Genomic DNA, 24,157 nt, shown 5'->3' on the forward strand with positions numbered 1-24,157 from the left:
GGTGCGTTGAGGTTTAACGTGCCTGGCTTAATCCGAACTTCGGCCAGGTTGGCCATTGCGAGGTTCGAGCCTACGCAGACGGTGTCGCCCAAACCAGTATTTTTACTGGATTTGAGCTTTATGCACCGGAACGGATCGGACGTTTAAGTCCGGTTTTTTTCAAATCCAGGAGTGACACTATGGCTATTGGACTCGAAGACAAGAAAGCGATTGTCGCAGATGTCCAGCAAGCTGCTGAAGGTGCTCTGTCTGCGGTTGTTGCGGATTCCCGCGGCGTAACCGTGAATGACATGACCACTCTGCGCAAAGAGGCTCGCGAGAACGGCGTTTGGTTGAAAGTCGTCCGCAACACTCTGGCGCGTCGCGCTCTGGCAGGTACCGAATACGAATGTCTGACTGACAAATTCGTAGGTCCTAGCATCATTGCATTCTCTAACGAACACCCAGGTGCCGGCGCGCGCATCCTGAGCCAGTTCGCTAAAGGCAATGACAAGCTGGAACTGAAAGGTGCTGCCTTCGAAGGCGCGATCACCGACGTCGCATTGTTGGCAAGCCTGCCGACTTACGACGAGGCGATCGCCAAGCTGATGAGCGTGTTGAAAGAAGCATCTGCTGGCAAGCTGGTTCGCACTATTGCGGCCGTTCGCGACCAAAAAGAGCAGGAAGCTGCGTAATTTTTTCGCTAGAGCGAATCGCAGTTTCAAAACGAAATACGAGCAGCTACTGCTCAAACCAATTCAGGTACTGAATCATGTCTCTGACTAAAGAAGATATCATCAATGCTGTTGCCGAAATGTCCGTTAAGGATGTTGTTGAGCTGATCGAAGCAATGGAAGAGAAATTCGGCGTAACTGCTGCTGCAGCAGTTGTAGCTGGCCCAGCTGGTGGCGAAGCTGCCGCTGAAGAGAAAGACTCTTTCGACGTAATCCTGACTTCCCCAGGCGACAAGAAAGTGAACGTGATCAAAGTTGTTCGCGGCATCACTGGCCTGGGCTTGAAAGAAGCTAAAGGTCTGGTAGACGGCGCTCCGAGCCCGCTGAAAGAAGGCGTAAGCAAAGACGAAGCTGAAGCAGCTAAGAAAGAGCTGGAAGAAGCTGGCGCAGTTGTAGAACTGAAGTAATTCGGTTCTTGCGTCTCCCGCTAGCTGTCGCGTAAAGCGGCGGGTAGCGGTAAGGCTGGTGGACTTTTGTCCGCCGGCCTTTTTGCCGTTTGCGGTACTGAGGTTTTTACCGGTGCCGGCGGGATTTAAAAACCGTGGCAAACCTCATTTAACCATAGCGCAGTAGCGCTACCCAAAAGCAAGCGGAGAGGTTTCTGGCCAGTGCAGGCAAGTTGCATTGACCAGAGGCTTCTCGCCCGGAGGGGCTCTGGACTGGAGTCCCACGAAGTCTTGTCACTGATCAAGCTGGGGAATTTGAATGGCTTACTCATATACTGAGAAAAAACGTATCCGCAAGGATTTTGGCAAACTGCCTAAGGTCATGGATGTGCCCTTTCTGCTTGCGATACAGCTCGATTCTTATCGCAACTTTACACAGGCCGACAAGCGCCCCGACGACCGTATGGACGTTGGCCTGCAAGCGGCGTTTAAATCTGTATTTCCGATTGTCAGCTATTCCGGCAATGCCGCCCTGGAGTACGTAAGTTATACGCTGGGTAAGCCCGCTTTTGACGTTAAGGAATGTACCCTGCGCGGCGTTACCTATGCATGTCCGCTGCGCGTGCGCGTGCGTCTGATTATTTACGATAAAGAATCTGCGAATAAGTCCATTAAGGACATTAAAGAGCAGGAAGTTTACATGGGCGAGATTCCGCTCATGACCGACAACGGTACCTTCGTAATCAATGGTACCGAGCGCGTTATCGTATCCCAGCTGCACCGTTCCCCGGGTGTATTCTTCGATCACGACAAAGGCAAGACTCACTCTTCCGGTAAGCTGTTGTACGCCGCGCGTGTCATCCCCTACCGTGGCTCATGGCTGGACTTCGAGTTCGATCCGAAAGACCTGGTGTTTGTGCGTATCGATCGTCGCCGTAAATTGCCAGCGACTATTCTGCTGCGTGCCTTGGGTTACACCTCCCAGGAAATGCTGGAAATGTTCTTCGAGACCAGCACCTTTGAGCTGTTGGAAGACCGTGTCAGCCTGGAGCTGATTCCGTCTCGCCTGCGCGGTGATGTTGCTTCTTTTGACATCAAAGACGGCCAGGGCAAGGTGATTGTCGAAGAGGGTCGCCGTATTACCCCGCGTCATATCCGTCAGTTGGAAAAGGCCGGCGTAGAAAAGCTGGAAGCACCGCTCGAGTACCTGTTTGGCCGTGTACTGGCGAACGACATCATCGATGAGTCCACCGGTGAGATCGCGATCGACTGTAACACCGAGATTACTGATGAAGTAATCGCCAAGCTGCGTGTACTGAACGTTAAGAGTTTCCAAACCCTGTACACCAACGACCTGGATCGCGGTCCGTTTATCTCCGACACCCTGCGTGCAGAGCCTTCTCGCACTGTGTTGGAAGCGCTGGTAGAGATCTACCGTATGATGCGCCCGGGCGAACCGCCCACCAAGGAGTCCGCAGAAGCGCTGTTCGAGAACTTGTTCTTTACCGACGAGCGTTACGACCTGTCCGCTGTTGGCCGCATGAAGTTCAACCGACGCCTGGGTCGCGAAGACGAGACTGGCCCCGGCACTCTGAGCAAAGAAGATATCGTCGAAGTTCTGAAGACTCTGATCGATATCCGCAACGGTCAGGGCATGGTCGACGATATCGATCACCTGGGTAACCGTCGCGTGCGTTCCGTAGGCGAAATGGCTGAAAACCAGTTCCGCGTTGGCCTGGTACGTGTAGAGCGCGCTGTTAAAGAGCGCCTGTCCATGGCGGAGTCCGAAGGCCTGATGCCTCAGGACCTGATCAATGCCAAGCCGGTTGCCGCTGCCGTGAAGGAATTCTTCGGTTCCTCGCAGCTGTCCCAGTTTATGGACCAGAACAACCCGCTGTCGGAAGTGACTCACAAGCGTCGTGTTTCCGCCCTCGGCCCGGGTGGTTTGACCCGTGAGCGCGCTGGCTTTGAGGTGCGCGATGTACACCCGACTCACTACGGCCGCGTATGTCCGATTGAGACGCCGGAAGGACCGAACATCGGTCTGATTAACTCCCTGGCTACTTACGCCCGCGCCAACCATTACGGTTTCCTCGAGAGCGCCTACCGCAAAGTGGTCGATGGCAAGGTAACTGATGAAATTGCGTACCTGTCCGCGATCAATGAAGCCAACTTCATTATTGCCCAGGCGTCTGCGGAAGTAGATGACAACGGTAACTTTGTTGATGACCTGATCAGCGTGCGTCACCAGGGCGAATTTACCCTGAAAGCACCGAGCGAAATCCAGTATATGGATGTTTCCGCCAAGCAGGTGGTTTCCGTAGCTGCGGCGATGATTCCATTCCTCGAGCACGATGACGCCAACCGTGCATTGATGGGATCGAACATGCAACGTCAGGCGGTACCGACCCTGCGCGCTGAAAAGCCGCTGGTGGGCACCGGTATGGAGCGCACTGTAGCGCGCGACTCCGGCGTGTGTGTGGTTGCCAAGCGCGGCGGCATTATTGAGCGCGTTGATTCCAGCCGTGTGGTTGTTCGCGTGGCCGATGCTGAGGTGGAAGCCGGTGATGCAGGTGTGGATATCTACAACCTGACCAAATACATCCGCTCCAACCAGAATACCTGTATCAACCAGCGCCCGATCGTTAATACTGGCGATCGTGTAGTCCGTGGCGATATTCTCGCCGATGGTCCCTCTGTAGACCTGGGTGAGCTGGCTCTGGGCCAGAATATGCGCATCGCATTTATGCCCTGGAATGGTTACAACTTTGAGGACTCCATCCTCATCAGTGAGCGCGTTGTACAGGAAGACCGCTTCACCACCATCCACATTCAGGAGCTGACCTGTATTGCCCGCGATACCAAGCTGGGCAGTGAGGAAATTACTGCGGATATCCCCAATGTTGGCGAATCTGCCCTGAATAAGCTGGACGAGTCCGGCATCGTATACATCGGCGCAGAAGTAGGCGCTGGCGATATCCTGGTCGGTAAGGTCACTCCGAAGGGCGAAGCCCAGCTGACTCCGGAAGAAAAACTGCTGCGCGCAATCTTCGGAGAGAAAGCTTCCGACGTTAAGGACACCTCCCTGCGCGCGCCCAGTGGCACCCGCGGTACGGTGATCGACGTTCAGGTATTTACCCGCGACGGCCTGCAGAAAGACCAGCGCTCCCTCGATATCGAGAAGTCACAGCTGGACGAGGTCCGCAAGGATCTGAACGAGGAATATCGCATTGTAGAAGGTGCGACCTTCGAGCGTCTGCAACAAGCTCTGCTGGGCCAAAAGGCCGCCGGTGGTAAGGGCGTTAAGAAGGGCGATGAGATGACCGCTGAAGTCCTCGCCGCCCTGCCGCGCGAAGACTGGTTCAAGCTGCGTATGGAAGACGACAGCCTGAACGATCAGCTGGAAAAAGCGGAAGCTCAGCTGAAAGAGCGTCGCAAGCTGCTCGACGAAGCCTTCGAAGACAAGAAGAAGAAACTGGAGTCCGGCGATGACCTGGCTCCGGGCGTGCTGAAAATCGTCAAGGTTTACCTGGCGATCAAACGCCGCATCCAGCCGGGCGACAAGATGGCCGGTCGTCACGGTAACAAAGGTGTTATCTCCGTAATCAAGCCCGTTGAGGACATGCCTTATGACCAAAACGGTGAGCCGGTAGATATCGTCCTGAACCCGCTGGGCGTTCCCTCGCGGATGAACGTTGGTCAGGTTCTGGAAATGCACTTGGGCATGGCCGCTAAAGGCCTCGGCGTTAAAGTCGACAAGATGATCAAGGAGCAGCAGGAAATCGCCAAGGTGCGCGGATTCCTGGAAGAGGTCTACAACTCCACTGGCGGACGCAAGGAAGAACTCGACGAGTTCTCCGATGAGGAAGTCATGACCATGGCGCAAAACCTGCGTCGCGGTGTACCTATGGCGACCCCGGTATTTGACGGTGCCGATGAAAGTGAGATCAAGCAGCTGCTGCGTCTTGCCGATATCCCGGATTCCGGTCAGATCACCCTGCACGACGGCCGCACCGGCGATGCTTTCGAGCGTCCGGTAACTGTGGGCTACATGTACATGCTGAAGCTGAACCACTTGGTAGACGACAAGATGCACGCGCGTTCTACCGGTTCCTACAGCCTGGTTACCCAGCAGCCGCTGGGTGGTAAAGCCCAGTTCGGTGGTCAGCGTTTCGGGGAGATGGAAGTGTGGGCGCTGGAAGCTTACGGCGCTGCATACACCCTGCAGGAAATGCTCACGGTTAAATCCGATGACGTGGAAGGCCGTACCAAGATGTACAAGAACATCGTGGACTCCGACCACCGCATGGAGCCGGGCATGCCGGAATCCTTCAACGTACTGGTTAAGGAAATCCGCTCTCTCGGTATGAACTTCGAGCTTGAGCACGAGTAAATCCGAACCCGTACCGAAGCCTGTTGGCAGGTGAAATGAGACAAGTGCCAGCGCCCCTCGAAGCAGTGGGGCAGCTGGCTAGCCCGGCGGCTAGTGCGAGTGCCGGGTTGACTACCCCCTAGTGGAGGAAAGGCCTTGAAAGATTTATTAAATCTGGTGAAGTCCCAGGAGCAGCTGGAAGAGTTTGATGCGATTCGTATCGGTCTGGCATCACCGGACATGATTCGCTCCTGGTCCTACGGCGAAGTGAAAAAGCCGGAGACCATCAACTACCGTACCTTTAAGCCTGAGCGTGAAGGCTTGTTCTGTGCCAAGATCTTTGGCCCGGTAAAAGACTACGAGTGCCTGTGCGGTAAGTACAAGCGCATGAAGCACCGCGGCATTATCTGTGAGAAGTGTGGCGTTGAAGTGACCAAGGCCAAGGTTCGCCGTGAGCGCATGGGTCACATCGAGCTGGCCAGCCCGGTTGCACACATCTGGTTCCTGAAGTCCCTGCCGTCCCGTATCGGCCTGCTGCTGGACATGACCCTGCGCGATATCGAGCGCGTGCTGTACTTCGAATCTTACGTTGTTACCGAGCCGGGTATGACTACCCTGGAGCGCGGCCAGCTGCTGAATGACGAGCAGTACTTTGAGGCGATGGAAGAGTTCGCCGACGAGTTTGAAGCGAAAATGGGTGCCGAGGCGATCCAGGAGCTGATGGCGGATATCGAGCTGCCCGCAGAAATCCAGCGCCTGCGCGAAGAGATCCCGGCGACCAACTCCGAAACCAAGATCAAGAAACTGTCCAAGCGCCTGAAGCTGCTGGAAGCCTTCTACAAGTCCGGCAACAACCCGGAGTGGATGGTGATGAAGGCTCTGCCGGTTCTGCCGCCGGATCTGCGCCCGCTGGTACCGCTGGATGGCGGTCGTTTCGCGACCTCCGATCTGAACGACCTCTACCGTCGTGTGATCAACCGTAACAACCGTCTGAAGCGTCTACTTGAGCTGAACGCGCCGGACATTATCGTGCGCAACGAAAAGCGCATGCTGCAGGAATCTGTTGACGCACTGCTGGATAACGGCCGTCGTGGTCGCGCCATCACCGGCTCCAACAAGCGCCCGCTGAAGTCCCTGGCTGACATGATTAAAGGTAAGCAGGGTCGTTTCCGTCAGAACCTGCTGGGTAAGCGTGTTGACTACTCCGGTCGTTCCGTGATCGTGGTAGGTCCGACCCTGCGTCTGCACCAGTGTGGTCTGCCCAAGAAGATGGCACTGGAACTGTTTAAGCCGTTTATCTTTGGCAAGCTGGAATCCCGTGGCCTGGCCACTACGATCAAAGCTGCCAAGAAGATGGTTGAGCGCGAGGAAGCTGTTGTTTGGGATATCCTCGACGAAGTGATCCGCGAGCACCCGGTACTGCTTAACCGTGCACCGACCCTTCACCGTCTGGGTATCCAGGCGTTTGAACCGGTACTGATTGAAGGTAAGGCAATCCAGCTGCACCCGCTGGTTTGTGCGGCCTATAACGCCGACTTCGACGGTGACCAGATGGCGGTACACGTACCGCTGACGATCGAAGCGCAGCTGGAATCCCGCGCGCTGATGATGTCCACCAACAACATCCTGTCGCCTGCCAACGGTGAGCCGATCATCGTACCGTCCCAGGACGTGGTACTGGGTCTGTACTGGATGACCCGTGAGCGCGTTAACGATAAAGGCGAAGGCATGTTCTTCTCCGATATCAAAGAAGTGAGCCGCGCTTTCTACGCCAAGCAGGTTGGTCTGCAAGCGAAGATCAAGGTGCGTATCCGCGAAAATATCGTCGGCGAAGACGGTGAGAAGCACGAGACTATCTCCATTCAGGACACCACTGTAGGCCGCGCGCTGCTGTGGAACATCGTGCCGGAAGGCCTGCCGTTTGCGCACGTTAACCAGCCGATGAAGAAAAAGGCGATCTCCCGCGCCCTGAACGAGTGTTACCGCAAGGTAGGCCTGAAGGCGACGGTTATTTTTGCCGACCAGCTGATGTACACCGGTTTCGACTTCTCTACCAAGTCCGGTTCCTCCATTGGTGTGAACGACTTTGAGATTCCGGCGGAAAAAGCTGAACTGATCGATGCCGCTGAAGCGGAAGTGAAAGAGATTGAAAGCCAGTTTGCTTCCGGCCTGGTAACCCAGGGTGAGAAGTACAACAAGGTTATCGACGTTTGGTCCCGCACCAACGACAAGGTAACCCAGGCGATGATGGCCGGTATCAAGAAAGAGAAGGTGATCGACCGCGAGGGCAACGAGACCAAGCAGGACTCCTTCAACTCTGTATATATGTACGCAGACTCCGGTGCTCGTGGTTCTGAAGCTCAGATCCGTCAGCTCGCTGGTATGCGTGGTCTGATGGCCCGTCCGGATGGCTCCATTATCGAGAACGCCATTACGGCAAACTTCCGTGAAGGCCTGACTGTACAGCAGTACTTCATCTCGACCCACGGTGCTCGTAAAGGTCTGGCGGATACCGCACTGAAAACCGCTAACTCCGGTTACCTGACCCGTCGTCTGGTTGACGTGGCCCAAGACGTGGTAATTACCGAGCTGGATTGTGGCACCGACGACGGTCTGACCATGGCGCCGGTAATCGAGGGCGGTGACGTTATCGAATCTCTCGGTGACCGTATCCTCGGTCGTGTAGTGGCCCGCGATGTACTGAAGCCAGGCAGTGATGAAATCGCCGTTTCCGCCGGCACTATGATCGACGAGAAGTGGGTAGAGCGCATCGAAGCCATGGGCATCGATGAGGTTCTGGTTCGCTCCCCGATCACCTGTGAGACTGCACACGGTATCTGTGCCCAGTGTTACGGCCGCGACCTGGCCCGTGGCCACCGCGCCAACCCGGGTGAGTCTGTGGGCGTTGTTGCCGCACAGTCCATCGGTGAGCCGGGCACCCAGTTGACCATGCGTACCTTCCACATCGGTGGTGCTGCAAGCCGTGCCTCTGCTGCGGACAGCATCCAGGTGAAGCAGGGCGGTACCGTACGTCTGCATAATGTTAAGACGGTTAAGACCGAAGTTGGCACTCTGGTAGCCGTGTCCCGTTCCGGTGAGCTGGCGATTGCCGACAGCGCCGGTCGCGAGCGCGAGCGCTACAAGCTACCTTACGGTGCTGTGATCAGCGTCTACGAAGGTGCCGAGGTAGACGGTGGCCAGATCGTGGCCAAGTGGGACCCGCACACCCACCCGATCATCACCGAGGTAGCCGGTTGGGTGAAACTGTCCGGTATGGAAGAAGGGCTCTCCATCCGCAAGCAGACCGACGATATCACCGGTCTGTCTTCTATCGAGATTATCGATCCGGCCGAGCGCCCGGCAGCGGGTAAAGATCTGCGCCCAGCGGTAACCCTGCTGGATGAGAACGGCGAAGAGTTGACTCTGGCGAACAGTAATGCGCCTGCGCACTACGCCTTGCCGCCGCGTGCAATCCTCAGCCTGGCTGAAGGTAAGCAGGTGAACGTGGGTGACGTAATTGCACGTATTCCGCAGGAATCCGGCGGTACCAAGGATATCACCGGTGGTCTGCCCCGCGTTGCCGACCTGTTTGAAGCGCGTAAGCCGAAAGAGCCGTCCATTCTGGCGGAAATCTCCGGTACCGTTTCCTTCGGTAAGGAGACCAAAGGCAAGGTTCGTCTGCAGATTACTCCGCGCGACGGCAAGCCGCTGGCCAATGGTAAGGACCACTACGAGGTTCTGATTCCAAAGCACCGCCAGCTGACCGTGTTCGAAGGTGAAACCGTAGAGAAGGGTGAGGTTATCTCCGATGGCCCGTCCAACCCGCACGATATTCTGCGCCTGAAAGGTGTTGAAGAGCTGGCTCGCTACATCACCAACGAGATCCAGGAGGTTTACCGCCTCCAGGGTGTAGGTATTAACGATAAGCACATCGAAACCATCGTGCGTCAGATGCTGCGTAAAGTTGAAGTCACCGAGATGGGTGATTCCAGCTTGATTAAGGGCGACCAGGTTGAATACCAGCGCGTGATCGAAGAGAACGAACAGCTGCGTGCCGAGAACAAGCAGCCCGCTCAGTTCGAGCGCCTGCTGCTGGGTATTACCAAAGCGTCCCTGGCAACTGAGTCCTTCCTGTCAGCGGCTTCGTTCCAGGAAACCACTCGCGTTCTGACCGAAGCGGCGGTAACTGGTAAGGAAGACAACCTGCGCGGCTTGAAAGAGAACGTGGTTGTGGGTCGACTGATCCCGGCTGGTACCGGTCTGGCTTACCACAGCGAGCGCAAGCGCAAACGCAGCCTGCAGTTGGAAGAGGCCTTCGGTGAAGGACCTTCCGCAGCTGAGGTTGAAGCAGCTCTGACTGAGGCTCTGAAGTCCTCAGGCGAATAAGGCGTATCCCACTCTATCTGTTGGTGGAGTGGGGTAGGTTGGGGCACTTAGGTGCCCGATCTGATATTGGCGACTGTCTGTGATGTAAGCACTTACTTCCGTCGCCGATTGACTAGGCGGGTTGTCGCTTATAGAATGCGGCCCCCGCTTATGTGGGGTGTTCCGTTTGATCCCAGGATCGGACGATACACACAGACGATAGGCCCTCACTGTTAGAGGTGGGGGCATTTTATTTTTGGAGTGATTTTTAATGGCAACGATCAACCAGTTGGTTCGTAAGCCGAGAAAACGCAAAGTTGAAAAAAGCGACGTTCCTGCTCTGCAGGCTAGCCCGCAGCGTCGCGGAGTTTGCACTCGTGTGTACACCACTACACCGAAGAAGCCGAACTCTGCACTGCGTAAGGTTTGCCGTGTGCGTCTGACCAGCGGTTACGAAGTAACTTCGTACATCGGTGGTGAAGGCCACAACCTGCAAGAGCACAGCGTGGTACTGATTCGCGGCGGTCGTGTAAAAGACCTGCCGGGTGTGCGCTACCACACTGTACGCGGTGCACTTGACTGTGCCGGCGTAAACGATCGCAAGCAGGGCCGTTCTAAGTACGGCGCCAAGCGTCCTAAAGGTTAATCACCTTTAACGATTTGCGTTTCGGTTTCCAACCGGAGTAAGGCTGAGCTCGCCGGATTGTAATGTTTTACGGCGGCGTCTCAGAATAACCCTGAAGAGAGGCAATACCCATGCCGAGAAGACGAGTAGTCGCCAAGCGCGAAGTGCTACCGGACCCCAAGTTCGGGAACGTCACCCTGGCCAAGTTCATGAACCACGTCATGATCAGCGGCAAGAAGTCAGTTGCAGAGCGTATCGTATACGGTGCACTTGAAACTATTTCTGAAAAATTGAACAAAGATCCGATCGAAGTATTCGAGGAGTCTTTGGAAAATATCGCGCCTATGGTGGAAGTAAAGTCCCGCCGTGTTGGTGGTGCGACGTATCAGGTGCCTGTAGAAGTGCGCCCCTCGCGTCGTACGGCTCTGGCAATGCGTTGGTTGGTGGAGTTCTCCCGTAAGCGCGGTGAGAAATCTATGGCTCAGCGTCTGGCCAACGAAATGATCGATGCAGCCCAAAACAAGGGTGGCGCGGTCAAGAAGCGTGAAGATGTACACCGCATGGCAGAAGCCAACAAGGCATTCTCTCACTACCGCTTCTAAGTCTGATGAATACCAACATCGGAAATTAATACCGAAAGGCAGCACGGAAAATTCCAGGCTGCCTTTTGCCGTTATATCGAGGATACAACTGTGGCACGTAAAACGCCCATCGCACGTTACCGTAACATCGGTATCTGTGCCCACGTAGACGCCGGTAAAACCACTACTACCGAGCGCGTACTTTTCTACACTGGTCTATCCCACAAAATTGGTGAAGTACACGAAGGTGCTGCCACCATGGACTGGATGGAGCAGGAGCAGGAGCGTGGTATCACCATTACTTCTGCTGCAACTACCTGTTTCTGGTCTGGCATGCAGCAGCAATTCGACCAGCACCGCGTAAACATCATCGATACCCCAGGACACGTTGACTTCACTATTGAAGTTGAGCGCTCCCTGCGCGTACTCGACGGTGCTGTTGTTGTACTGTGTGGCTCCTCTGGTGTTCAGCCTCAGACTGAAACCGTATGGCGCCAGGCGAACAAATACGAAGTACCGCGCATGGTATTCGTAAACAAAATGGACCGCGCCGGTGCGAACTACCGCAACGTTGTGAGCCAGCTGAAAGACCGCTTGAACGCGAATGCTGTACCTCTGCAGATGACCATCGGCTCTGAGGACGAGTTCAAGGGTGTTGTTGACCTGGTGAAGATGAAGGCCATTCTGTGGAATGAAGCCGACCAGGGCATGACTTTCGACTACGCTGACATCCCCGCTGAGCTGCAGGACGAGTGCGACGAAATGCGCGAGTACCTGGTAGAAGCGGCCGCTGAAGCCAGCGAAGAGTTGATGGAAAAATACCTGGAAGAAGGTGAGCTGTCCGAAGAAGAAATCAAGGCAGCTATCCGTCAGCGTACCCTGGCCAACGAAATTGTACCGGTTCTGGGCGGTTCTGCGTTCAAGAACAAGGGTGTACAGGCTGTACTGGACGCAGTTATCGAATACCTGCCGGCGCCGACTGAAGTTAAGGCGATCGAAGGTACTCTGGAAGATGGCGAAACTGTTGAGAGCCGCGAAGCTGACGACAACGCGCCGTTCGCTGCACTGGCGTTCAAAATTGCTACCGATCCCTTCGTTGGTACCCTGACTTTCTTCCGTGTTTACTCCGGTAAGCTGGAGAGCGGTACTGCGGTATACAACTCCGTAAAAATGAAGAAAGAGCGTGTCGGTCGTATGGTGCAGATGCACTCCAACGATCGTCAGGAAATTAAAGAAGTACTGGCTGGTGACATCGCTGCTGCGATTGGTCTGAAAGACGTAACCACTGGTGACACCCTGTGTGCCGAAGACAACAAGATTGTTCTGGAGCGTATGGAGTTTCCCGAGCCGGTAATTTCTGTTGCGGTTGAGCCCAAGTCCAAGCCGGACCAGGAAAAAATGGGTATTGCCCTCGGCAAGCTGGCCCAGGAAGATCCGTCCTTCCGCGTGAAGACTGACGAGGAAACCGGTCAGACCATTATCTCCGGTATGGGTGAATTGCACCTGGATATCATCGTTGACCGCATGAAGCGTGAGTTCAACGTTGAAGCGAACATCGGTAAGCCTCAGGTTGCCTACCGTGAAACTATCCGCAACACCTCTGAGATCGAAGGTAAGTTCGTTCGTCAGTCCGGTGGTCGCGGTCAGTACGGTCACGTATGGGTGAAGTTTGAGCCCGCCGAAGACGAGTCTCAGGAAGGTCTGGAATTCGTTAACGAAATCGTGGGCGGTGCGGTACCGAAGGAATACATTCCTGCGGTACAGAAAGGTATCGAAGAGCAGATGAAGAACGGTGTTCTGGCTGGCTATCCGCTGCTGGGCCTGAAGGCGACTCTGTACGACGGTTCCTTCCACGATGTGGACTCCAATGAAATGGCGTTTAAGATCGCCGGTTCTATGGCGACCAAGAAGCTGTCCAGTCAGGGCGGTGCGGTGCTGCTCGAGCCGATGATGAAGGTGGAAGTGGTAACTCCGGAAGAGAACATGGGTGATGTGGTTGGTGACCTCAACCGTCGCCGTGGTCTCATCCAGGGTATGGAAGACAACCCCTCCGGTAAGGTTGTCAATGCGGAAGTACCTCTGGCAGAAATGTTCGGTTACGCAACCGACCTGCGTTCTGCTACTCAGGGCCGTGCTACCTACACCATGGAATTCCTGAAGTACGCCGAAGCGCCGAAAAATGTTGCCGATGAGATCATCGCCAAGACTAAGGCCTAATTAACTTCTGCTTAAAGGGGGCCGGGCCAACAGCTGGGGCCCCTTTGGCAAACTTTTAGCTAGAGGACATCTAAAGATGGCAAAAGAAAAGTTTGAACGTTCCAAGCCCCACGTGAACGTGGGCACCATCGGTCACGTTGACCACGGTAAAACCACCCTGACCGCTGCTCTGACCCGCGTATGTGCGGAAGTTTGGGGCGGTGACGCTGTTGCTTTCGACGGTATCGACAATGCACCGGAAGAGCGTGAGCGCGGTATCACCATCGCTACTTCTCACGTTGAGTACGAGTCCCCGACTCGCCACTACGCGCACGTAGATTGCCCGGGACACGCCGACTACGTTAAGAACATGATCACCGGTGCTGCTCAGATGGACGGCGCTATCCTGGTATGTTCCGCAGCTGACGGCCCCATGCCACAGACTCGTGAGCACATCCTGCTTTCCCGTCAGGTAGGTGTACCTTACATCGTTGTATTCCTGAACAAAGCGGACATGGTAGACGACGAAGAGCTGCTCGAGCTGGTGGAAATGGAAGTTCGCGAACTTCTGGACCAGTACGAGTTCCCAGGTGACGACACTCCGATCATCGTTGGTTCCGCTCTGATGGCCCTGAACGGCGAAGACGACAACGAAATGGGTACTACCGCTGTTAAGAAGCTGGTAGAGACTCTGGACGAGTACATCCCTGAGCCAGAGCGCGCTGTAGATCAGCCGTTCCTGATGCCGATCGAAGATGTATTCTCTATCTCTGGCCGTGGTACCGTTGTAACTGGTCGTGTAGAGCGCGGTGTGATCAACACTGGCGACGAGATCGAAATCGTTGGTATCAAAGAAACCACCACTACTACCTGTACTGGTGTTGAAATGTTCCGCAAGCTGCTCGACGAAGGTCGTGCTGGTGAGAACATCGGCGCACTGCTGCGCGGCACCAAGCGTGACGAAGTAGAGCGTGGTCAGGTACTGGCTAAGCCGGGCTCCATCACTCCGCACACCAAGTTCGAAGCGGAAGTGTATGTACTGTCCAAGGACGAAGGTGGTCGTCACACCCCCTTCTTCAAAGGCTACCGTCCTCAGTTCTACTTCCGTACTACCGACGTAACTGGTGCGGTAGAGCTGCCGGAAGGTACTGAAATGGTAATGCCGGGCGACAACATTCAAATGGTTGTTACCCTGATCGCTCCGATCGCCATGGAAGACGGCCTGCGCTTCGCTATCCGCGAAGGTGGTCGTACCGTAGGTGCGGGCGTTGTTGCCAAGATCATCGAGTAATAGTTACTCCTGATCTAAATAAAAAGCCGCAGCGGACGCGCTGCGGCTTTTTTTGTGCCCGATAATTGCCTACTTGCACCAGCTGGTGTTGTTTGGTGCTGCGAGCATCACCCCTCTCTGTTAGGGGCTCAATATTGAATCCTTTCCGGCATATCTGCGGCCGCTAATATTTGCTTTTAATCTAGCGAGCTTATGGCCAATCCCGGCTTAAATCACAGCTTCTGCTGCCCGCAAACAGCTTGGTGAATTGAGGGCCGCTCATCTCGACCAGCTCTTCGTGGTCACCGGCCTCAAAGTAAATGGTTTCACGGTGTCCAAGACTGGTGTCTAGCAGGGTGGTAATTCCGTAAGCCTGGCCTAGGGCGGGCAGGGCGCCCAGTTCACAGTCTGGGAATATGGCGCCGAGCTCGGTTTCCGAGACCATTTGCAGTGAGTTTCGCCCTGTCTCATTGTGAAGAGAGCGCATGTCGAGGCTGCTGCTGGCTGGGATCACAGCCATTACGTAACCCTCTATATCCTGAAGCAAAATCGCTTTTGCCACCTGATCCTCACGCACATGGGCGGCGCGGGCACTTTCCCGGCTGGTGCGAGTGTGTGGATGCTGAATCAGATGATAATCGACCGATTGGTCATTTAAATATTGACTCAGTGTTGCGGCGATAGTCATTGTGGATACCTCGTTCCGCTTGGGGTACTCAATTGTAGTTTCAGCAGATTGAAATTTGATCAGCCTGTACAGTTGACAGCCTGCTGCGCTCCCCGTAGAATTCGCGCTCCTTTTCGCCCGCCCTCGGGGCTGCGTAAGAGGACGTTCTTTAGTTAATAATTGGAGTTTGATTCCATGCAGGGTCAACGTATCCGTATTCGCCTGAAGGCCTTCGATCACAAGCTGATCGACGCGTCCACTCAGGAGATCGTAGAGACGGCTAAGCGCACTGGCGCACAAGTTCGCGGTCCTATCCCGCTGCCGACTCGCAAAGAGAAGTACACCGTACTGATTTCCCCGCACGTTAATAAAGACGCTCGCGATCAGTATGAGATCCGTACTCACAAGCGTTTGCTGGACATCGTTGAGCCTACCGAGAAAACCGTCGACGCGCTGATGAAGCTCGATCTGGCGGCCGGTGTTGAGGTCCAAATTAGTCTCGGCTAACACTTTTACTAACTACCGAATCCCGGACGAAAACGGTCCGGGTAGTGTAACGCTCTGAAATTGGGCGGCCGCAGTGGGTTAAAGCCCCGTGCACTGAGAGGTTAAAAAAGATGACTATAGGTATTGTCGGCCGCAAGAGCGGCATGACTCGCATCTTCACTGAAGATGGCGTATCCATTCCGGTAACCGTTGTTGAGGTTGCTCCGAATCGCGTCACCCAAGTGAAAACTCAGGAAACTGACGGTTACAGCGCTGTTCAAGTAGCAGTAGGCAGCCGCAAAGCTTCCCGTGTCTCCAAGCCCGCAGCGGGCCACTTCGCCAAAGCCAATGTAGAGGCTGGCACAAATCTTTTCGAACTGCGCACTGACGGTTCCGAAGAGACTTTCGAAATCGGTTCTGAAATTACTGTTTCCAGCTTCGAAGCTGGCCAGATGATCGACGTAACCGGCACTTCCAAAGGTAAAGGCTTCCAGGGCGGCGTTAAGCGTTGGAATTTCCGCACCCAGGACGCAACCCACGGTAACTCCCTGTCTCACCGCGCACCCGGTTCTATCGGTCAATGTCAGACTCCTGGCCGCGTATGGAAAGGCAAGAAGATGGCCGGACATATGGGTGCTGAGCGCGTAACCGTGCAAAACCTGGAAGTGGTTCGTGTCGATGCCGAACGCAACCTGCTGTTGGTTAAAGGCGCTGTACCCGGTGCACCCGGTGGCAACGTTATCGTTCGTCCGGCAGTTAAAGCCTAAGTCTGAGGGGAAATAGATATGGAACTGAATATCGCTACTCCCGAAGGCGCTAAAGGCACAGTAGCTGTCTCTGAAGTGACTTTCGGACGTGAGTTCAACCAAGATCTGGTACACCAGGCAGTTGTGGCCTACATGGCCGGCGCTCGCCAGGGTACCAAGGCGCAGAAAAATCGTTCCGATGTTTCTGGTGGTGGTAAGAAGCCATGGCGCCAAAAAGGTACTGGCCGCGCACGTGCCGGTACTATCCGCAGCCCGCTGTGGCGTTCCGGTGGCGTAACCTTCGCCGCTGATCCGCGCGATCACAGCGTTAAGCTGAACAAAAAAATGTACCGCGCTGCACTGCGTTGCATTCTGTCTGAGCTGGCTCGTCAGGAGCGCCTGGTAGTGGTTGAGTCCTTTGATGTGGACGCACCCAAGACCAAGCAGCTGGTAAGCAAACTGGCTCAGTTTGACCTGTCCGATGCGCTGATCGTGACTGAAGAGGTTAGCGAAAACCTCTACCTGGCCGCACGCAACTTGCACAAGATCGACGTCCGCGATGTACAGGCGATCGATCCAGTAAGCCTGATTCGCTTTGATAAGGTCGTGGTTACCGTTTCTGCGCTCAAGAAAATTGAAGAGGTGCTGGGATGAACCAAGAGCGACTCTACAAAGTACTGCTGGGCCCGGTAATTTCCGAAAAAGCTGCTGGACTGGCCGATAGCGCCAATCAGGTAGTTTTCAAGGTTACCACCGACGCCGAAAAAGCTGAGATCAAGGCTGCGGTTGAAAAGCTGTTTAACGTTTCCGTTGAGCAGGTTCGCACCGTGAACGTAAAGGGCAAAACCAAGCGCACTCGCAATGGCATGGGCCAGCGCAGCGATTGGAAAAAAGCCTACGTTCGCCTGGCTGAGGGCAGCGACATCAATTTTGAAGCTGCTGAGTAAAGGGGACCGTTACAATGGCAATTGTAAAAACAAAACCGACCTCCGCCGGCCGTCGTCACCTGGTTAAGGTTGTTAACACCGACCTGCACAAGGGTGCTCCTTACGCTCCTCTGTTGGAGAGCAAGAGCAAAAGTGGTGGCCGTAACAACAATGGTCGTATCACTACCCGTCACATCGGTGGTGGCCACAAGCAGCACTACCGTGTAATCGACTTCAAGCGCAACAAAGACGGTATTCCGGCTAAAGTTGAGCGTCTGGAGTACGATCCCAACCGCAGCGCACACATCGCTCTGGTGTGTTACGCCGACGGTGAGCGTCGTTACATTATCGCACCGAAAGGCCTGAAAGCAGGTGCCACCATTCAGTCCGGCGATGCCGCACCGATTGTTGTGGGTAACACTCTGCCTCTGCGCAACGTTCCGGTAGGTTCTGTAATCCACGCGATCGAGCTGAAGCCAGGCAAAGGCGCTCAGCTGGCCCGTTCTGCTGGTGCCTCTGTGCAGCTGGTAGCTCGTGAAGGTCAGTATGCGACCATTCGTCTGCGTTCCGGCGAAATGCGCAAGGTTCTCGCTGAGTGCCGCGCAACCCTGGGTGAAGTGAGCAACTCCGAGCACAGCCTGCGCAAGCTGGGTAAAGCTGGTGCTGCACGCTGGCGTGGTGTTCGTCCTACCGTTCGCGGTGTGGCGATGAACCCGGTAGATCACCCGCACGGTGGTGGTGAAGGCCGTACCTCTGGTGGTCGTCATCCGGTTACTCCGTGGGGCGTTCCGACCAAGGGTAAGAAAACGCGCAAGAACAAGCGCACCGATAAGATGATAGTACGTCGTCGCGGCAAGTAAGCCGCGCGATGTCTGAGCAGCTAGAGAGGAATCGACAGTGCCACGCTCATTAAAGAAAGGTCCCTTTATTGATCTGCATTTGATCAAGAAGGTGGAGGCAGCGATTGCAGCAAACGATCGTCGGCCGATTAAAACCTGGTCCCGCCGTTCCATGATTATGCCGGAAATGGTTGGACTGACGATTGCCGTGCACAACGGTCGTCAACACGTGCCCGTTTTGGTTAACGAAGAAATGGTTGGCCATAAACTGGGCGAGTTCGCTGCTACCCGCACTTACCGCGGTCATGCTGCGGACAAGAAAGCGAAGAAGCGCTAAGCCGAGGTTATAAAGATGGAAGTAGCAGCAAAATTACGCGGCGCACGTCTATCGGCGCAAAAGGCGCGACTGGTAGCTGATCAGGTTCGCGGCAAAGGCGTTGAAGAGGCCCTGGATATACTGGCTTTCAGTACTAAAAAGGGTGCGGCGATCATTAAGAAAGTACTGGAGTCGGCCATTGCCAACGCTGAGCACAACGAAGGTGCTGACGTTGACGAGCTGAAGGTTTCCACAATTTTTGTGGACGAAGGTATGACCATGAAGCGCATTAAGCCGCGTGCTAAAGGTCGTGCTGATCGCATTCTTAAGCGTACTTGTCACATCACTGTGAAAGTGGCCGAGAAATAAGAGAGCAGGCGAGAAAACCATGGGACAAAAAGTACATCCTACCGGCATTCGTCTGGGTATCGTTAAAAAGCATACCTCTGTTTGGTATGCCGGCAGCGACGAGTACGCAGACAAGCTGTACACGGATCTGAAAGTTCGCGAATACATTCGCAAAAAACTGGCCCACGCTTCTGTGAGCCGTATCGAGATCGAACGTCCGGCAAACACTGCACGTGTGAAGATTCACACTGCACGTCCGGGCATCGTGATCGGTAAAAAAGGTGAAGACGTAGAACGTCTGCGCAAAGAAGTAAGCGCGCAGATGGGCGTACCTGTGCACATCGACATCGAAGAAGTGCGCAAGCCTGATATGGACGCGGCTCTGGTTGGCCAGAACGTTGCCCAGCAGCTGGAACGCCGTGTTATGTTCCGTCGCGCTATGAAGCGTGCCGTACAGAACGCTATGCGTCAGGGTGCCGAAGGTATCAAGATTCAAGTAAGTGGCCGTCTCGGCGGTGCAGAAATCGCGCGTACCGAATGGTATCGCGAAGGCCGTGTGCCCCTGCACACCCTGCGCGCCAACATCGACTACGCCAATGTTGAAGCGAAGACTACTTACGGCATCATCGGTATCAAGGTGTGGATCTTTAAAGGCGAGGTAATCGGTGACGAAGTGCCCGATGAGAAGCCGGTAAAGAGCCGCAAAAAAGCTGCTAAATAAGGGGTACGCAAATGCTGCAACCAAAGCGTACAAAATTCCGCAAGGTACAGAAGGGTCGCAACCGCGGTCTTGCTCAGCGCGGCTCTAAAGTGAGCTTTGGCGAGTTTGGCCTTAAGGCTACCGGTCGTGGTCGCATTACTGCGCGCCAGATCGAAGCGGCTCGTCGCGCAATGACTCGTCACATTAAACGTGGCGGTAAAATCTGGATTCGTGTGTTTCCAGACAAGCCCATTACCAATAAGCCCCTCGAAGTTCGAATGGGTAAAGGTAAAGGTGGCGTTGAATACTGGGTAGCTCAGATCCAGCCGGGCAAGGTCCTCTATGAGATGGAGGGTGTGTCCGAGGAGCTGGCTCGTGAGGCTTTCGCACTAGCTGCGGCCAAGCTGCCTGTAAAAACAACTTTCGTTAAGCGTTCGGTGATGTAATGAAGACTGCAGATCTACGCGAAAAGTCAGTTGAAGAGCTGAACCAGGAACTGCTGAACCAGCTCGAAGCTCAATTTAAGCTTCGTATGCAAAAATCCACCGGTCAACTGGCTCAGACTCATCTGCTGAAGCAGACTCGTCGCGACATTGCTCGCATAAAGACTGTGTTGACCGAGAAGGCAGGTAATTAATCATGGCTGAAGCAAAACTGAAGCGTACTCTGACCGGCAAGGTTGTGAGTGACAAGATGGATAAAACCATCACCGTTTTGATCGAGCGCCGTGTTAAGCACCCGATCTACGGCAAAATTGTAAACAAGTCCACAAAGCTCAAGGCACATGATGAGAACAATGATTGCAGCATCGGTGATGTTGTAACCATCGAGGAATCTCGTCCTCTGTCCAAGAGCAAATCTTGGGCTTTGCAGAAAATTGTAGAGCGTGCGGCGAAGGTATAACCCCTAGCGCATTGACTGCCGAATTGAAAGGTTTCGGAGAGAGACAATGATTCAAGCGGAATCCTACTTAGAAGTAGCTGACAACAGTGGGGCTCGCCGCGTCATGTGCATCAAGGTGCTGGGCGGCTCCCATCGTCGTTATGCCGGCGTGGGCGACATTATCAAGGTAACCGTTAAGGAAGCCATCCCCCGCGGTAAAGTGAAGAAAGGTCAGGTAATGAACGCCGTTGTGGTTCGCACCAAAAAAGGTGTGCGTCGCGCGGACGGTTCCCTGATTAAATTTGACGATAACGCAGCGGTGCTGCTGAACCAGCAACTGGCGCCGGTTGGCACCCGTATTTTTGGTCCGGTAACTCGCGAATTGCGTGGTGAGAAGTTCATGAAGATCATCTCCCTCGCTCCCGAAGTTATCTAGGCCTCGAGCGGAGAAGAGTTATGCGCAAGATCAAGCGTGACGACGAAGTGATCGTTATCGCCGGTCGTGACAAGGGCAAACGTGGTTCAGTACGTAAAGTACTGAACGACGGCCGTCTGATTGTCTCCGGCATACAGATGATCAAAAAGCACCAAAAGCCAAACCCACAGATGGGTATTGCGGGTGGCATCGTTGAGAAAGAAGCTGCTATCCAAGCTTCCAACGTAGCCATCTTCAACCCTAACACCCAGAAGGCTGACCGGGTGGGCTTTAAAGTACTGGAAGACGGCACTAAGATTCGCGTCTTCAAATCCAGCGGCGAAGCCATCTAAGGCTCTTGACGCAAAAGCAGGTTGGTAGATCATGGCAAAGCTTAAAGAGCTCTACACTAAGGACCTCGTGGCCAAGCTAAAAGAAGAGCTTGGTCTCGAGAATGTGATGGCAGTGCCGCGCATCACCAAGATCACCATCAACATGGGTGTTGGTGAAGCGATTGGTGATAAGAAGGTGCTGGAGCACGCTGTCAACGATATGACAGCAATTACTGGTCAAAAGCCCATCGTTACTAAAGCGCGCAAGTCTATTGCGGGCTTTAAGATTCGTGACGGTTGGCCGATCGGCTGCAAGGTAACTCTGCGCGGTGAGCGCATGTATGAGTTCCTGGAGCGTTTGGTTGACATCGCGATTCCGCGTATCCGCGACTTCCGTGGCATTAGCCCGAAGCAGTTCGACGGCCGCGGTAACTTCTCTATGGGCGTGACTGAGCAAATCATCTTCCCGGAAATTGACTACGACAAAGTAGACAAGCTCCGCGGTCTGGATATTTGTATTACCACTACAGCTGCAAACGACGATCAAGGTCGTGCGCTGCTGAAAGCGTTCAACTTCCCTTTCAAGGGTTAAGAGGATTCCATGGCGAAGAAATCCATGATTGCGCGCGAAAACAAGCGCGCTCGAACCGCAGCTAAGTACGCCGAGAAGCGTCAAGAGCTGAAGGCGATCATCGCCAGTTCCACTGCTTCCGAAGAGGAGCAGTGGGAGGCTCAACTCAAGCTGCAGAAAATGCCGCGCGATGCAAGCCCGGTACGTCAGCAACGCCGCTGTCGTATTACTGGTCGCCCCCACGCTGTATACCGCAAGTTCGGCCTGTGCCGTAACAAGCTTCGTGAAGCTGCGATGCGTGGTGATGTTCCTGGCCTCGTGAAGTCCAGCTGGTAATTACCAGCTGGTTTAAGGCAGATTTGAGGAGTCTCATAAGATGAGTATGCAAGATCCGTTGGCAGATATGCTGACTCGCATCCGCAATGCCCTGGCGCGCGGAAAGGCGGAAGTCACCCTGCCATCATCCAAACTGAAAGTAGCAGTGGCCAAAGTCCTGAAAGACGAAGGTTACGTTACTGATTTAAACGTAAGCGAAGGCGCTAAGCCGGAACTGACCATTGCTCTGAAATACTTCCAGGGCAAGCCGGTTATTGCCGAGCTCAATCGCGTTTCCCGTCCGGGCCTGCGCGCTTACACTGGTAAAAAAGCTCTGCCTACCGTACGTGGTGGCCTGGGTGTCGCGATCGTTTCCACCTCTAATGGTGTGATGACTGACCGCGCTGCACGTCAGGCTGGTATCGGTGGCGAAGTGCTTTGCACCGTATTCTAAGCGGGGGTTGCAATGTCTCGAGTAGCAAATAGTCCGGTAGTTATCCCCGCAGGTGTAACCGTAGACCTGAAAGGTCAAAATATCGCTGTTAAAGGCGGTAGCGGTAACCTGGATATGGTTATTCACGGTGATGTAGAAGTGAGCGAGGCTGAAAGCCAGCTGACTTTTGCCGCGCGCAATAACTCCAAGCAGGCCAGAGCCTTGGCGGGTACCACCCGTGCTTTGGTCAATAACATGGTGATAGGCGTAAGCAAGGGCTTCGAGAAGAAGCTGCAGTTGCTGGGTGTTGGTTATCGTGCGAAAGCAGCCGGTAAAGCGGTTAACCTGACCCTGGGCTTCTCCCATCCGATCGATTATCAGTTGCCGGAAGGTGTGACTGCGGAAACTCCATCCCAGACTGAAATCGTACTGAAGAGCAGCAATAAACAGCTGCTGGGCCAAGTGGCCGCTGAGATCCGCTCGTTCCGTCCGCCGGAGCCCTACAAAGGTAAGGGTGTCCGTTATGCCGACGAGCGCGTGTATCGCAAAGAGGCCAAGAAGAAGTAAGTAGGGCATAGATATGAACGTTAAGAAAGCATCTCGCTTGCGTCGTGCACGTCGTGCCCGCGCCAAGATCCGTGAGCTGGGCGCCGTTCGCCTCACCGTGAACCGCACCCCGCGCCACATTTACGCACAGATCCTGTCTGCCGAAGGCAGCGCGGTATTGGCTTCCGCCTCTACCCTGGACAAGGACCTGCGCTCTGGTAAAACTGGCAACGCTGACGCTGCTGCTGCAGTTGGCAAACTGATCGCTGAGCGCGCGAAAGCCGCTGGCGTTGAACAAGTTGCCTTCGATCGTAGCGGCTTCAGATACCATGGCCGTGTTAAGGCTCTGGCTGACGCTGCCCGCGAAGCCGGTCTGAAATTCTAAGGGTTGAGTTATGGCTAGAGAGAAAGACAAAAGCAACGACGAAGGCCTGCAGGAGAAGCTGGTCCAGGTCAACCGCGTTGCCAAGACTGTTAAAGGTGGTCGTATCTTCGCCTTTACCGCACTGACCGTAGTTGGTGATGGCAATGGCCGTGTTGGCTTTGGTCGCGGCAAGGCACGTGAAGTGCCTGTAGCGATTCAAAAGGCGATGGAATCTGCACGCCGCAACATGATCCAGGTAGACCTGAATGGTGACACCATCCAGTACGCTACCAATGGTCGCCACGGCGGTTCCAAGATTTACATGCAGCCCGCTTCCCAGGGTACCGGTGTAATTGCCGGCGGTGCTATGCGCTCCGTTCTGGAAATGGCTGGTGTACACAACGTATTGGCTAAGTGTTACGGCTCCACCAACCCGGTGAACGTAGTACGTGCAACTTTCAAAGCTCTGGAGCAAATGCAGAGCCCGGAAGATGTAGCTGCCAAGCGCGGTAAATCTGTCGAAGAGATTCTGGGCTAATTACAGCTCGGATTTAAGGTTATTGGTGGGTTAAGACCATGGCTAAGAAGACCATAAAAGTGACCCAGACCAAAAGCATCAACGGACGCCTGAAAAGTCATCAGGCGTGCGTTGCGGGTCTGGGCCTGCGCCGCATCGGCCACACAGTGGAAGTGGAGGATACTCCCTCCGTGCGCGGTATGATCAACAAAGTAAACTACCTGGTTAAGGTTGAGGGGGAATAAC

The 24,157-nt window shown here is 54.6% G+C and carries 29 protein-coding genes; 28 read left to right on the forward strand and 1 reads right to left on the reverse strand.

What is annotated here, in order from left to right:
* Positions 1 to 179 precede the first annotated feature (179 nt).
* From rplJ to tuf, 8 genes are all read left to right on the forward strand, one after another.
* Positions 180 to 674: a 50S ribosomal protein L10 gene (rplJ, locus tag ACJJI8_RS08690; RefSeq protein ID WP_282934404.1), complete on the forward strand. Its 495-nt coding sequence runs from the start codon at positions 180 to 182 to the stop codon at positions 672 to 674.
* Between the two features lie 77 nt (positions 675 to 751).
* Positions 752 to 1,120 (forward strand): 50S ribosomal protein L7/L12, encoded by a 369-nt coding sequence (gene rplL, locus ACJJI8_RS08695; RefSeq protein ID WP_282934403.1) that lies wholly within the window; start codon positions 752 to 754, stop codon positions 1,118 to 1,120.
* 298 nt (positions 1,121 to 1,418) lie between these two features.
* A complete protein-coding gene (gene rpoB, locus ACJJI8_RS08700; RefSeq protein ID WP_444934811.1) occupies positions 1,419 to 5,492 on the forward strand; it encodes a DNA-directed RNA polymerase subunit beta in 4,074 nt (1,357 codons plus the stop codon).
* A 135-nt stretch (positions 5,493 to 5,627) separates the two neighbouring features.
* Positions 5,628 to 9,857 (forward strand): DNA-directed RNA polymerase subunit beta', encoded by a 4,230-nt coding sequence (gene rpoC, locus ACJJI8_RS08705; RefSeq protein ID WP_282934401.1) that lies wholly within the window; start codon positions 5,628 to 5,630, stop codon positions 9,855 to 9,857.
* A gap of 250 nt (positions 9,858 to 10,107) precedes the next feature.
* A complete protein-coding gene (gene rpsL, locus ACJJI8_RS08710; RefSeq protein WP_108731651.1) occupies positions 10,108 to 10,482 on the forward strand; it encodes a 30S ribosomal protein S12 in 375 nt (124 codons plus the stop codon).
* A 110-nt stretch (positions 10,483 to 10,592) separates the two neighbouring features.
* Positions 10,593 to 11,063 carry a 30S ribosomal protein S7 gene (gene rpsG / locus ACJJI8_RS08715; RefSeq protein ID WP_152451131.1) on the forward strand — a complete coding sequence of 157 codons (471 nt, stop codon included), beginning with the start codon at positions 10,593 to 10,595 and terminating at the stop codon, positions 11,061 to 11,063.
* Positions 11,064 to 11,153: 90 nt separating this feature from the next.
* Positions 11,154 to 13,259: an elongation factor G gene (gene fusA / locus ACJJI8_RS08720; RefSeq protein ID WP_444892717.1), complete on the forward strand. Its 2,106-nt coding sequence runs from the start codon at positions 11,154 to 11,156 to the stop codon at positions 13,257 to 13,259.
* 76 nt (positions 13,260 to 13,335) lie between these two features.
* Positions 13,336 to 14,529 carry an elongation factor Tu gene (gene tuf / locus ACJJI8_RS08725; RefSeq protein ID WP_108731642.1) on the forward strand — a complete coding sequence of 398 codons (1,194 nt, stop codon included), beginning with the start codon at positions 13,336 to 13,338 and terminating at the stop codon, positions 14,527 to 14,529.
* Between the two features lie 190 nt (positions 14,530 to 14,719).
* Here the strand turns inward: tuf and ACJJI8_RS08730 are convergent, their stop codons facing one another.
* On the reverse strand, positions 14,720 to 15,196 hold the full coding sequence (locus ACJJI8_RS08730; protein WP_282934399.1) for an aminoacyl-tRNA deacylase: 477 nt from the start codon (positions 15,194 to 15,196) through the stop codon (positions 14,720 to 14,722).
* Between the two features lie 174 nt (positions 15,197 to 15,370).
* Between ACJJI8_RS08730 and rpsJ the strand changes: the two genes are divergently transcribed.
* The 20 genes from rpsJ to rpmD all read left to right on the forward strand — a co-directional run bounded on the left by rpsJ (position 15,371) and on the right by rpmD (position 24,156).
* Positions 15,371 to 15,682, forward strand: a complete 312-nt coding sequence (gene rpsJ / locus ACJJI8_RS08735; RefSeq protein ID WP_010133849.1) for a 30S ribosomal protein S10 — start codon at positions 15,371 to 15,373, stop codon at positions 15,680 to 15,682.
* 110 nt (positions 15,683 to 15,792) lie between these two features.
* The gene (gene rplC, locus ACJJI8_RS08740; protein WP_108731654.1) at positions 15,793 to 16,428 is read left to right on the forward strand and encodes a 50S ribosomal protein L3; all 636 of its coding nucleotides are present in this window, start codon (positions 15,793 to 15,795) and stop codon (positions 16,426 to 16,428) included.
* A gap of 18 nt (positions 16,429 to 16,446) precedes the next feature.
* Positions 16,447 to 17,061 carry a 50S ribosomal protein L4 gene (gene rplD, locus ACJJI8_RS08745; RefSeq protein WP_020411385.1) on the forward strand — a complete coding sequence of 205 codons (615 nt, stop codon included), beginning with the start codon at positions 16,447 to 16,449 and terminating at the stop codon, positions 17,059 to 17,061.
* Positions 17,058 to 17,354 carry a 50S ribosomal protein L23 gene (gene rplW, locus ACJJI8_RS08750; RefSeq protein ID WP_282934398.1) on the forward strand — a complete coding sequence of 99 codons (297 nt, stop codon included), beginning with the start codon at positions 17,058 to 17,060 and terminating at the stop codon, positions 17,352 to 17,354. Before rplD ends, rplW begins: the two co-directional genes overlap by 4 nt.
* Positions 17,355 to 17,368: 14 nt before the next feature.
* Entirely contained in the window at positions 17,369 to 18,193 is an 825-nt protein-coding gene (gene rplB, locus ACJJI8_RS08755; RefSeq protein ID WP_108731657.1) for a 50S ribosomal protein L2, read from the forward strand.
* Between the two features lie 37 nt (positions 18,194 to 18,230).
* Positions 18,231 to 18,509, forward strand: coding sequence for a 30S ribosomal protein S19 (gene rpsS / locus ACJJI8_RS08760; RefSeq protein ID WP_069946924.1), 279 nt, complete (start codon positions 18,231 to 18,233; stop codon positions 18,507 to 18,509).
* 15 nt (positions 18,510 to 18,524) lie between these two features.
* Positions 18,525 to 18,857 carry a 50S ribosomal protein L22 gene (gene rplV / locus ACJJI8_RS08765; RefSeq protein WP_282934397.1) on the forward strand — a complete coding sequence of 111 codons (333 nt, stop codon included), beginning with the start codon at positions 18,525 to 18,527 and terminating at the stop codon, positions 18,855 to 18,857.
* Between the two features lie 19 nt (positions 18,858 to 18,876).
* A complete protein-coding gene (rpsC, locus tag ACJJI8_RS08770; protein WP_282934396.1) occupies positions 18,877 to 19,557 on the forward strand; it encodes a 30S ribosomal protein S3 in 681 nt (226 codons plus the stop codon).
* Between the two features lie 11 nt (positions 19,558 to 19,568).
* Positions 19,569 to 19,982, forward strand: coding sequence for a 50S ribosomal protein L16 (gene rplP / locus ACJJI8_RS08775; RefSeq protein ID WP_282934395.1), 414 nt, complete (start codon positions 19,569 to 19,571; stop codon positions 19,980 to 19,982).
* Positions 19,982 to 20,173: a 50S ribosomal protein L29 gene (rpmC, locus tag ACJJI8_RS08780; RefSeq protein ID WP_020411392.1), complete on the forward strand. Its 192-nt coding sequence runs from the start codon at positions 19,982 to 19,984 to the stop codon at positions 20,171 to 20,173. Before rplP ends, rpmC begins: the two co-directional genes overlap by 1 nt.
* Positions 20,174 to 20,175: 2 nt before the next feature.
* Positions 20,176 to 20,439, forward strand: a complete 264-nt coding sequence (gene rpsQ, locus ACJJI8_RS08785; protein ID WP_108731660.1) for a 30S ribosomal protein S17 — start codon at positions 20,176 to 20,178, stop codon at positions 20,437 to 20,439.
* Positions 20,440 to 20,485: 46 nt separating this feature from the next.
* On the forward strand, positions 20,486 to 20,854 hold the full coding sequence (rplN, locus tag ACJJI8_RS08790) for a 50S ribosomal protein L14 (protein WP_067151032.1): 369 nt from the start codon (positions 20,486 to 20,488) through the stop codon (positions 20,852 to 20,854).
* Between the two features lie 20 nt (positions 20,855 to 20,874).
* Positions 20,875 to 21,186 (forward strand): 50S ribosomal protein L24, encoded by a 312-nt coding sequence (gene rplX, locus ACJJI8_RS08795; protein ID WP_108731661.1) that lies wholly within the window; start codon positions 20,875 to 20,877, stop codon positions 21,184 to 21,186.
* A 31-nt stretch (positions 21,187 to 21,217) separates the two neighbouring features.
* A complete protein-coding gene (gene rplE / locus ACJJI8_RS08800; protein WP_020411396.1) occupies positions 21,218 to 21,757 on the forward strand; it encodes a 50S ribosomal protein L5 in 540 nt (179 codons plus the stop codon).
* A 9-nt stretch (positions 21,758 to 21,766) separates the two neighbouring features.
* The gene (rpsN, locus tag ACJJI8_RS08805) at positions 21,767 to 22,072 is read left to right on the forward strand and encodes a 30S ribosomal protein S14 (protein ID WP_020411397.1); all 306 of its coding nucleotides are present in this window, start codon (positions 21,767 to 21,769) and stop codon (positions 22,070 to 22,072) included.
* Positions 22,073 to 22,112: 40 nt separating this feature from the next.
* Positions 22,113 to 22,505 (forward strand): 30S ribosomal protein S8, encoded by a 393-nt coding sequence (gene rpsH, locus ACJJI8_RS08810; RefSeq protein WP_282934394.1) that lies wholly within the window; start codon positions 22,113 to 22,115, stop codon positions 22,503 to 22,505.
* 12 nt (positions 22,506 to 22,517) lie between these two features.
* Entirely contained in the window at positions 22,518 to 23,051 is a 534-nt protein-coding gene (gene rplF / locus ACJJI8_RS08815) for a 50S ribosomal protein L6 (protein ID WP_282934393.1), read from the forward strand.
* Between the two features lie 13 nt (positions 23,052 to 23,064).
* Complete coding sequence (gene rplR / locus ACJJI8_RS08820) at positions 23,065 to 23,415, forward strand: 50S ribosomal protein L18 (RefSeq protein ID WP_282934392.1); 351 nt, start codon at positions 23,065 to 23,067, stop codon at positions 23,413 to 23,415.
* A gap of 10 nt (positions 23,416 to 23,425) precedes the next feature.
* On the forward strand, positions 23,426 to 23,932 hold the full coding sequence (rpsE, locus tag ACJJI8_RS08825) for a 30S ribosomal protein S5 (RefSeq protein WP_282934391.1): 507 nt from the start codon (positions 23,426 to 23,428) through the stop codon (positions 23,930 to 23,932).
* 38 nt (positions 23,933 to 23,970) lie between these two features.
* Entirely contained in the window at positions 23,971 to 24,156 is a 186-nt protein-coding gene (rpmD, locus tag ACJJI8_RS08830) for a 50S ribosomal protein L30 (RefSeq protein ID WP_020411402.1), read from the forward strand.
* Position 24,157 lies beyond the last annotated feature (1 nt).

The sequence above is a fragment of the Microbulbifer maximicatervae (SeqCode) genome (assembly GCF_052467695.1).

Excerpts from the sequence above, each read along its gene's own strand:
- rplJ (WP_282934404.1), top strand. The coding sequence starts at position 180 with ATGGCTATTGGACTCGAAGACAAGAAAGCGATTGTCGCAGATGTCCAG.
- rplL (WP_282934403.1), top strand. The coding sequence starts at position 752 with ATGTCTCTGACTAAAGAAGATATCATCAATGCTGTTGCCGAAATGTCC.
- rpoB (WP_444934811.1), top strand. The coding sequence starts at position 1,419 with ATGGCTTACTCATATACTGAGAAAAAACGTATCCGCAAGGATTTTGGC.
- rpsL (WP_108731651.1), top strand. The coding sequence starts at position 10,108 with ATGGCAACGATCAACCAGTTGGTTCGTAAGCCGAGAAAACGCAAAGTT.
- rpsG (WP_152451131.1), top strand. The coding sequence starts at position 10,593 with ATGCCGAGAAGACGAGTAGTCGCCAAGCGCGAAGTGCTACCGGACCCC.
- tuf (WP_108731642.1), top strand. The coding sequence starts at position 13,336 with ATGGCAAAAGAAAAGTTTGAACGTTCCAAGCCCCACGTGAACGTGGGC.
- ACJJI8_RS08730 (WP_282934399.1), bottom strand. The coding sequence starts at position 15,196 with ATGACTATCGCCGCAACACTGAGTCAATATTTAAATGACCAATCGGTC.
- rpsJ (WP_010133849.1), top strand. The coding sequence starts at position 15,371 with ATGCAGGGTCAACGTATCCGTATTCGCCTGAAGGCCTTCGATCACAAG.
- rplC (WP_108731654.1), top strand. The coding sequence starts at position 15,793 with ATGACTATAGGTATTGTCGGCCGCAAGAGCGGCATGACTCGCATCTTC.
- rplD (WP_020411385.1), top strand. The coding sequence starts at position 16,447 with ATGGAACTGAATATCGCTACTCCCGAAGGCGCTAAAGGCACAGTAGCT.
- rplW (WP_282934398.1), top strand. The coding sequence starts at position 17,058 with ATGAACCAAGAGCGACTCTACAAAGTACTGCTGGGCCCGGTAATTTCC.
- rplB (WP_108731657.1), top strand. The coding sequence starts at position 17,369 with ATGGCAATTGTAAAAACAAAACCGACCTCCGCCGGCCGTCGTCACCTG.
- rplV (WP_282934397.1), top strand. The coding sequence starts at position 18,525 with ATGGAAGTAGCAGCAAAATTACGCGGCGCACGTCTATCGGCGCAAAAG.
- rpsC (WP_282934396.1), top strand. The coding sequence starts at position 18,877 with ATGGGACAAAAAGTACATCCTACCGGCATTCGTCTGGGTATCGTTAAA.
- rplP (WP_282934395.1), top strand. The coding sequence starts at position 19,569 with ATGCTGCAACCAAAGCGTACAAAATTCCGCAAGGTACAGAAGGGTCGC.
- rpmC (WP_020411392.1), top strand. The coding sequence starts at position 19,982 with ATGAAGACTGCAGATCTACGCGAAAAGTCAGTTGAAGAGCTGAACCAG.
- rpsQ (WP_108731660.1), top strand. The coding sequence starts at position 20,176 with ATGGCTGAAGCAAAACTGAAGCGTACTCTGACCGGCAAGGTTGTGAGT.
- rplN (WP_067151032.1), top strand. The coding sequence starts at position 20,486 with ATGATTCAAGCGGAATCCTACTTAGAAGTAGCTGACAACAGTGGGGCT.
- rplX (WP_108731661.1), top strand. The coding sequence starts at position 20,875 with ATGCGCAAGATCAAGCGTGACGACGAAGTGATCGTTATCGCCGGTCGT.
- rplE (WP_020411396.1), top strand. The coding sequence starts at position 21,218 with ATGGCAAAGCTTAAAGAGCTCTACACTAAGGACCTCGTGGCCAAGCTA.
- rpsN (WP_020411397.1), top strand. The coding sequence starts at position 21,767 with ATGGCGAAGAAATCCATGATTGCGCGCGAAAACAAGCGCGCTCGAACC.
- rpsH (WP_282934394.1), top strand. The coding sequence starts at position 22,113 with ATGAGTATGCAAGATCCGTTGGCAGATATGCTGACTCGCATCCGCAAT.
- rplF (WP_282934393.1), top strand. The coding sequence starts at position 22,518 with ATGTCTCGAGTAGCAAATAGTCCGGTAGTTATCCCCGCAGGTGTAACC.
- rplR (WP_282934392.1), top strand. The coding sequence starts at position 23,065 with ATGAACGTTAAGAAAGCATCTCGCTTGCGTCGTGCACGTCGTGCCCGC.
- rpsE (WP_282934391.1), top strand. The coding sequence starts at position 23,426 with ATGGCTAGAGAGAAAGACAAAAGCAACGACGAAGGCCTGCAGGAGAAG.
- rpmD (WP_020411402.1), top strand. The coding sequence starts at position 23,971 with ATGGCTAAGAAGACCATAAAAGTGACCCAGACCAAAAGCATCAACGGA.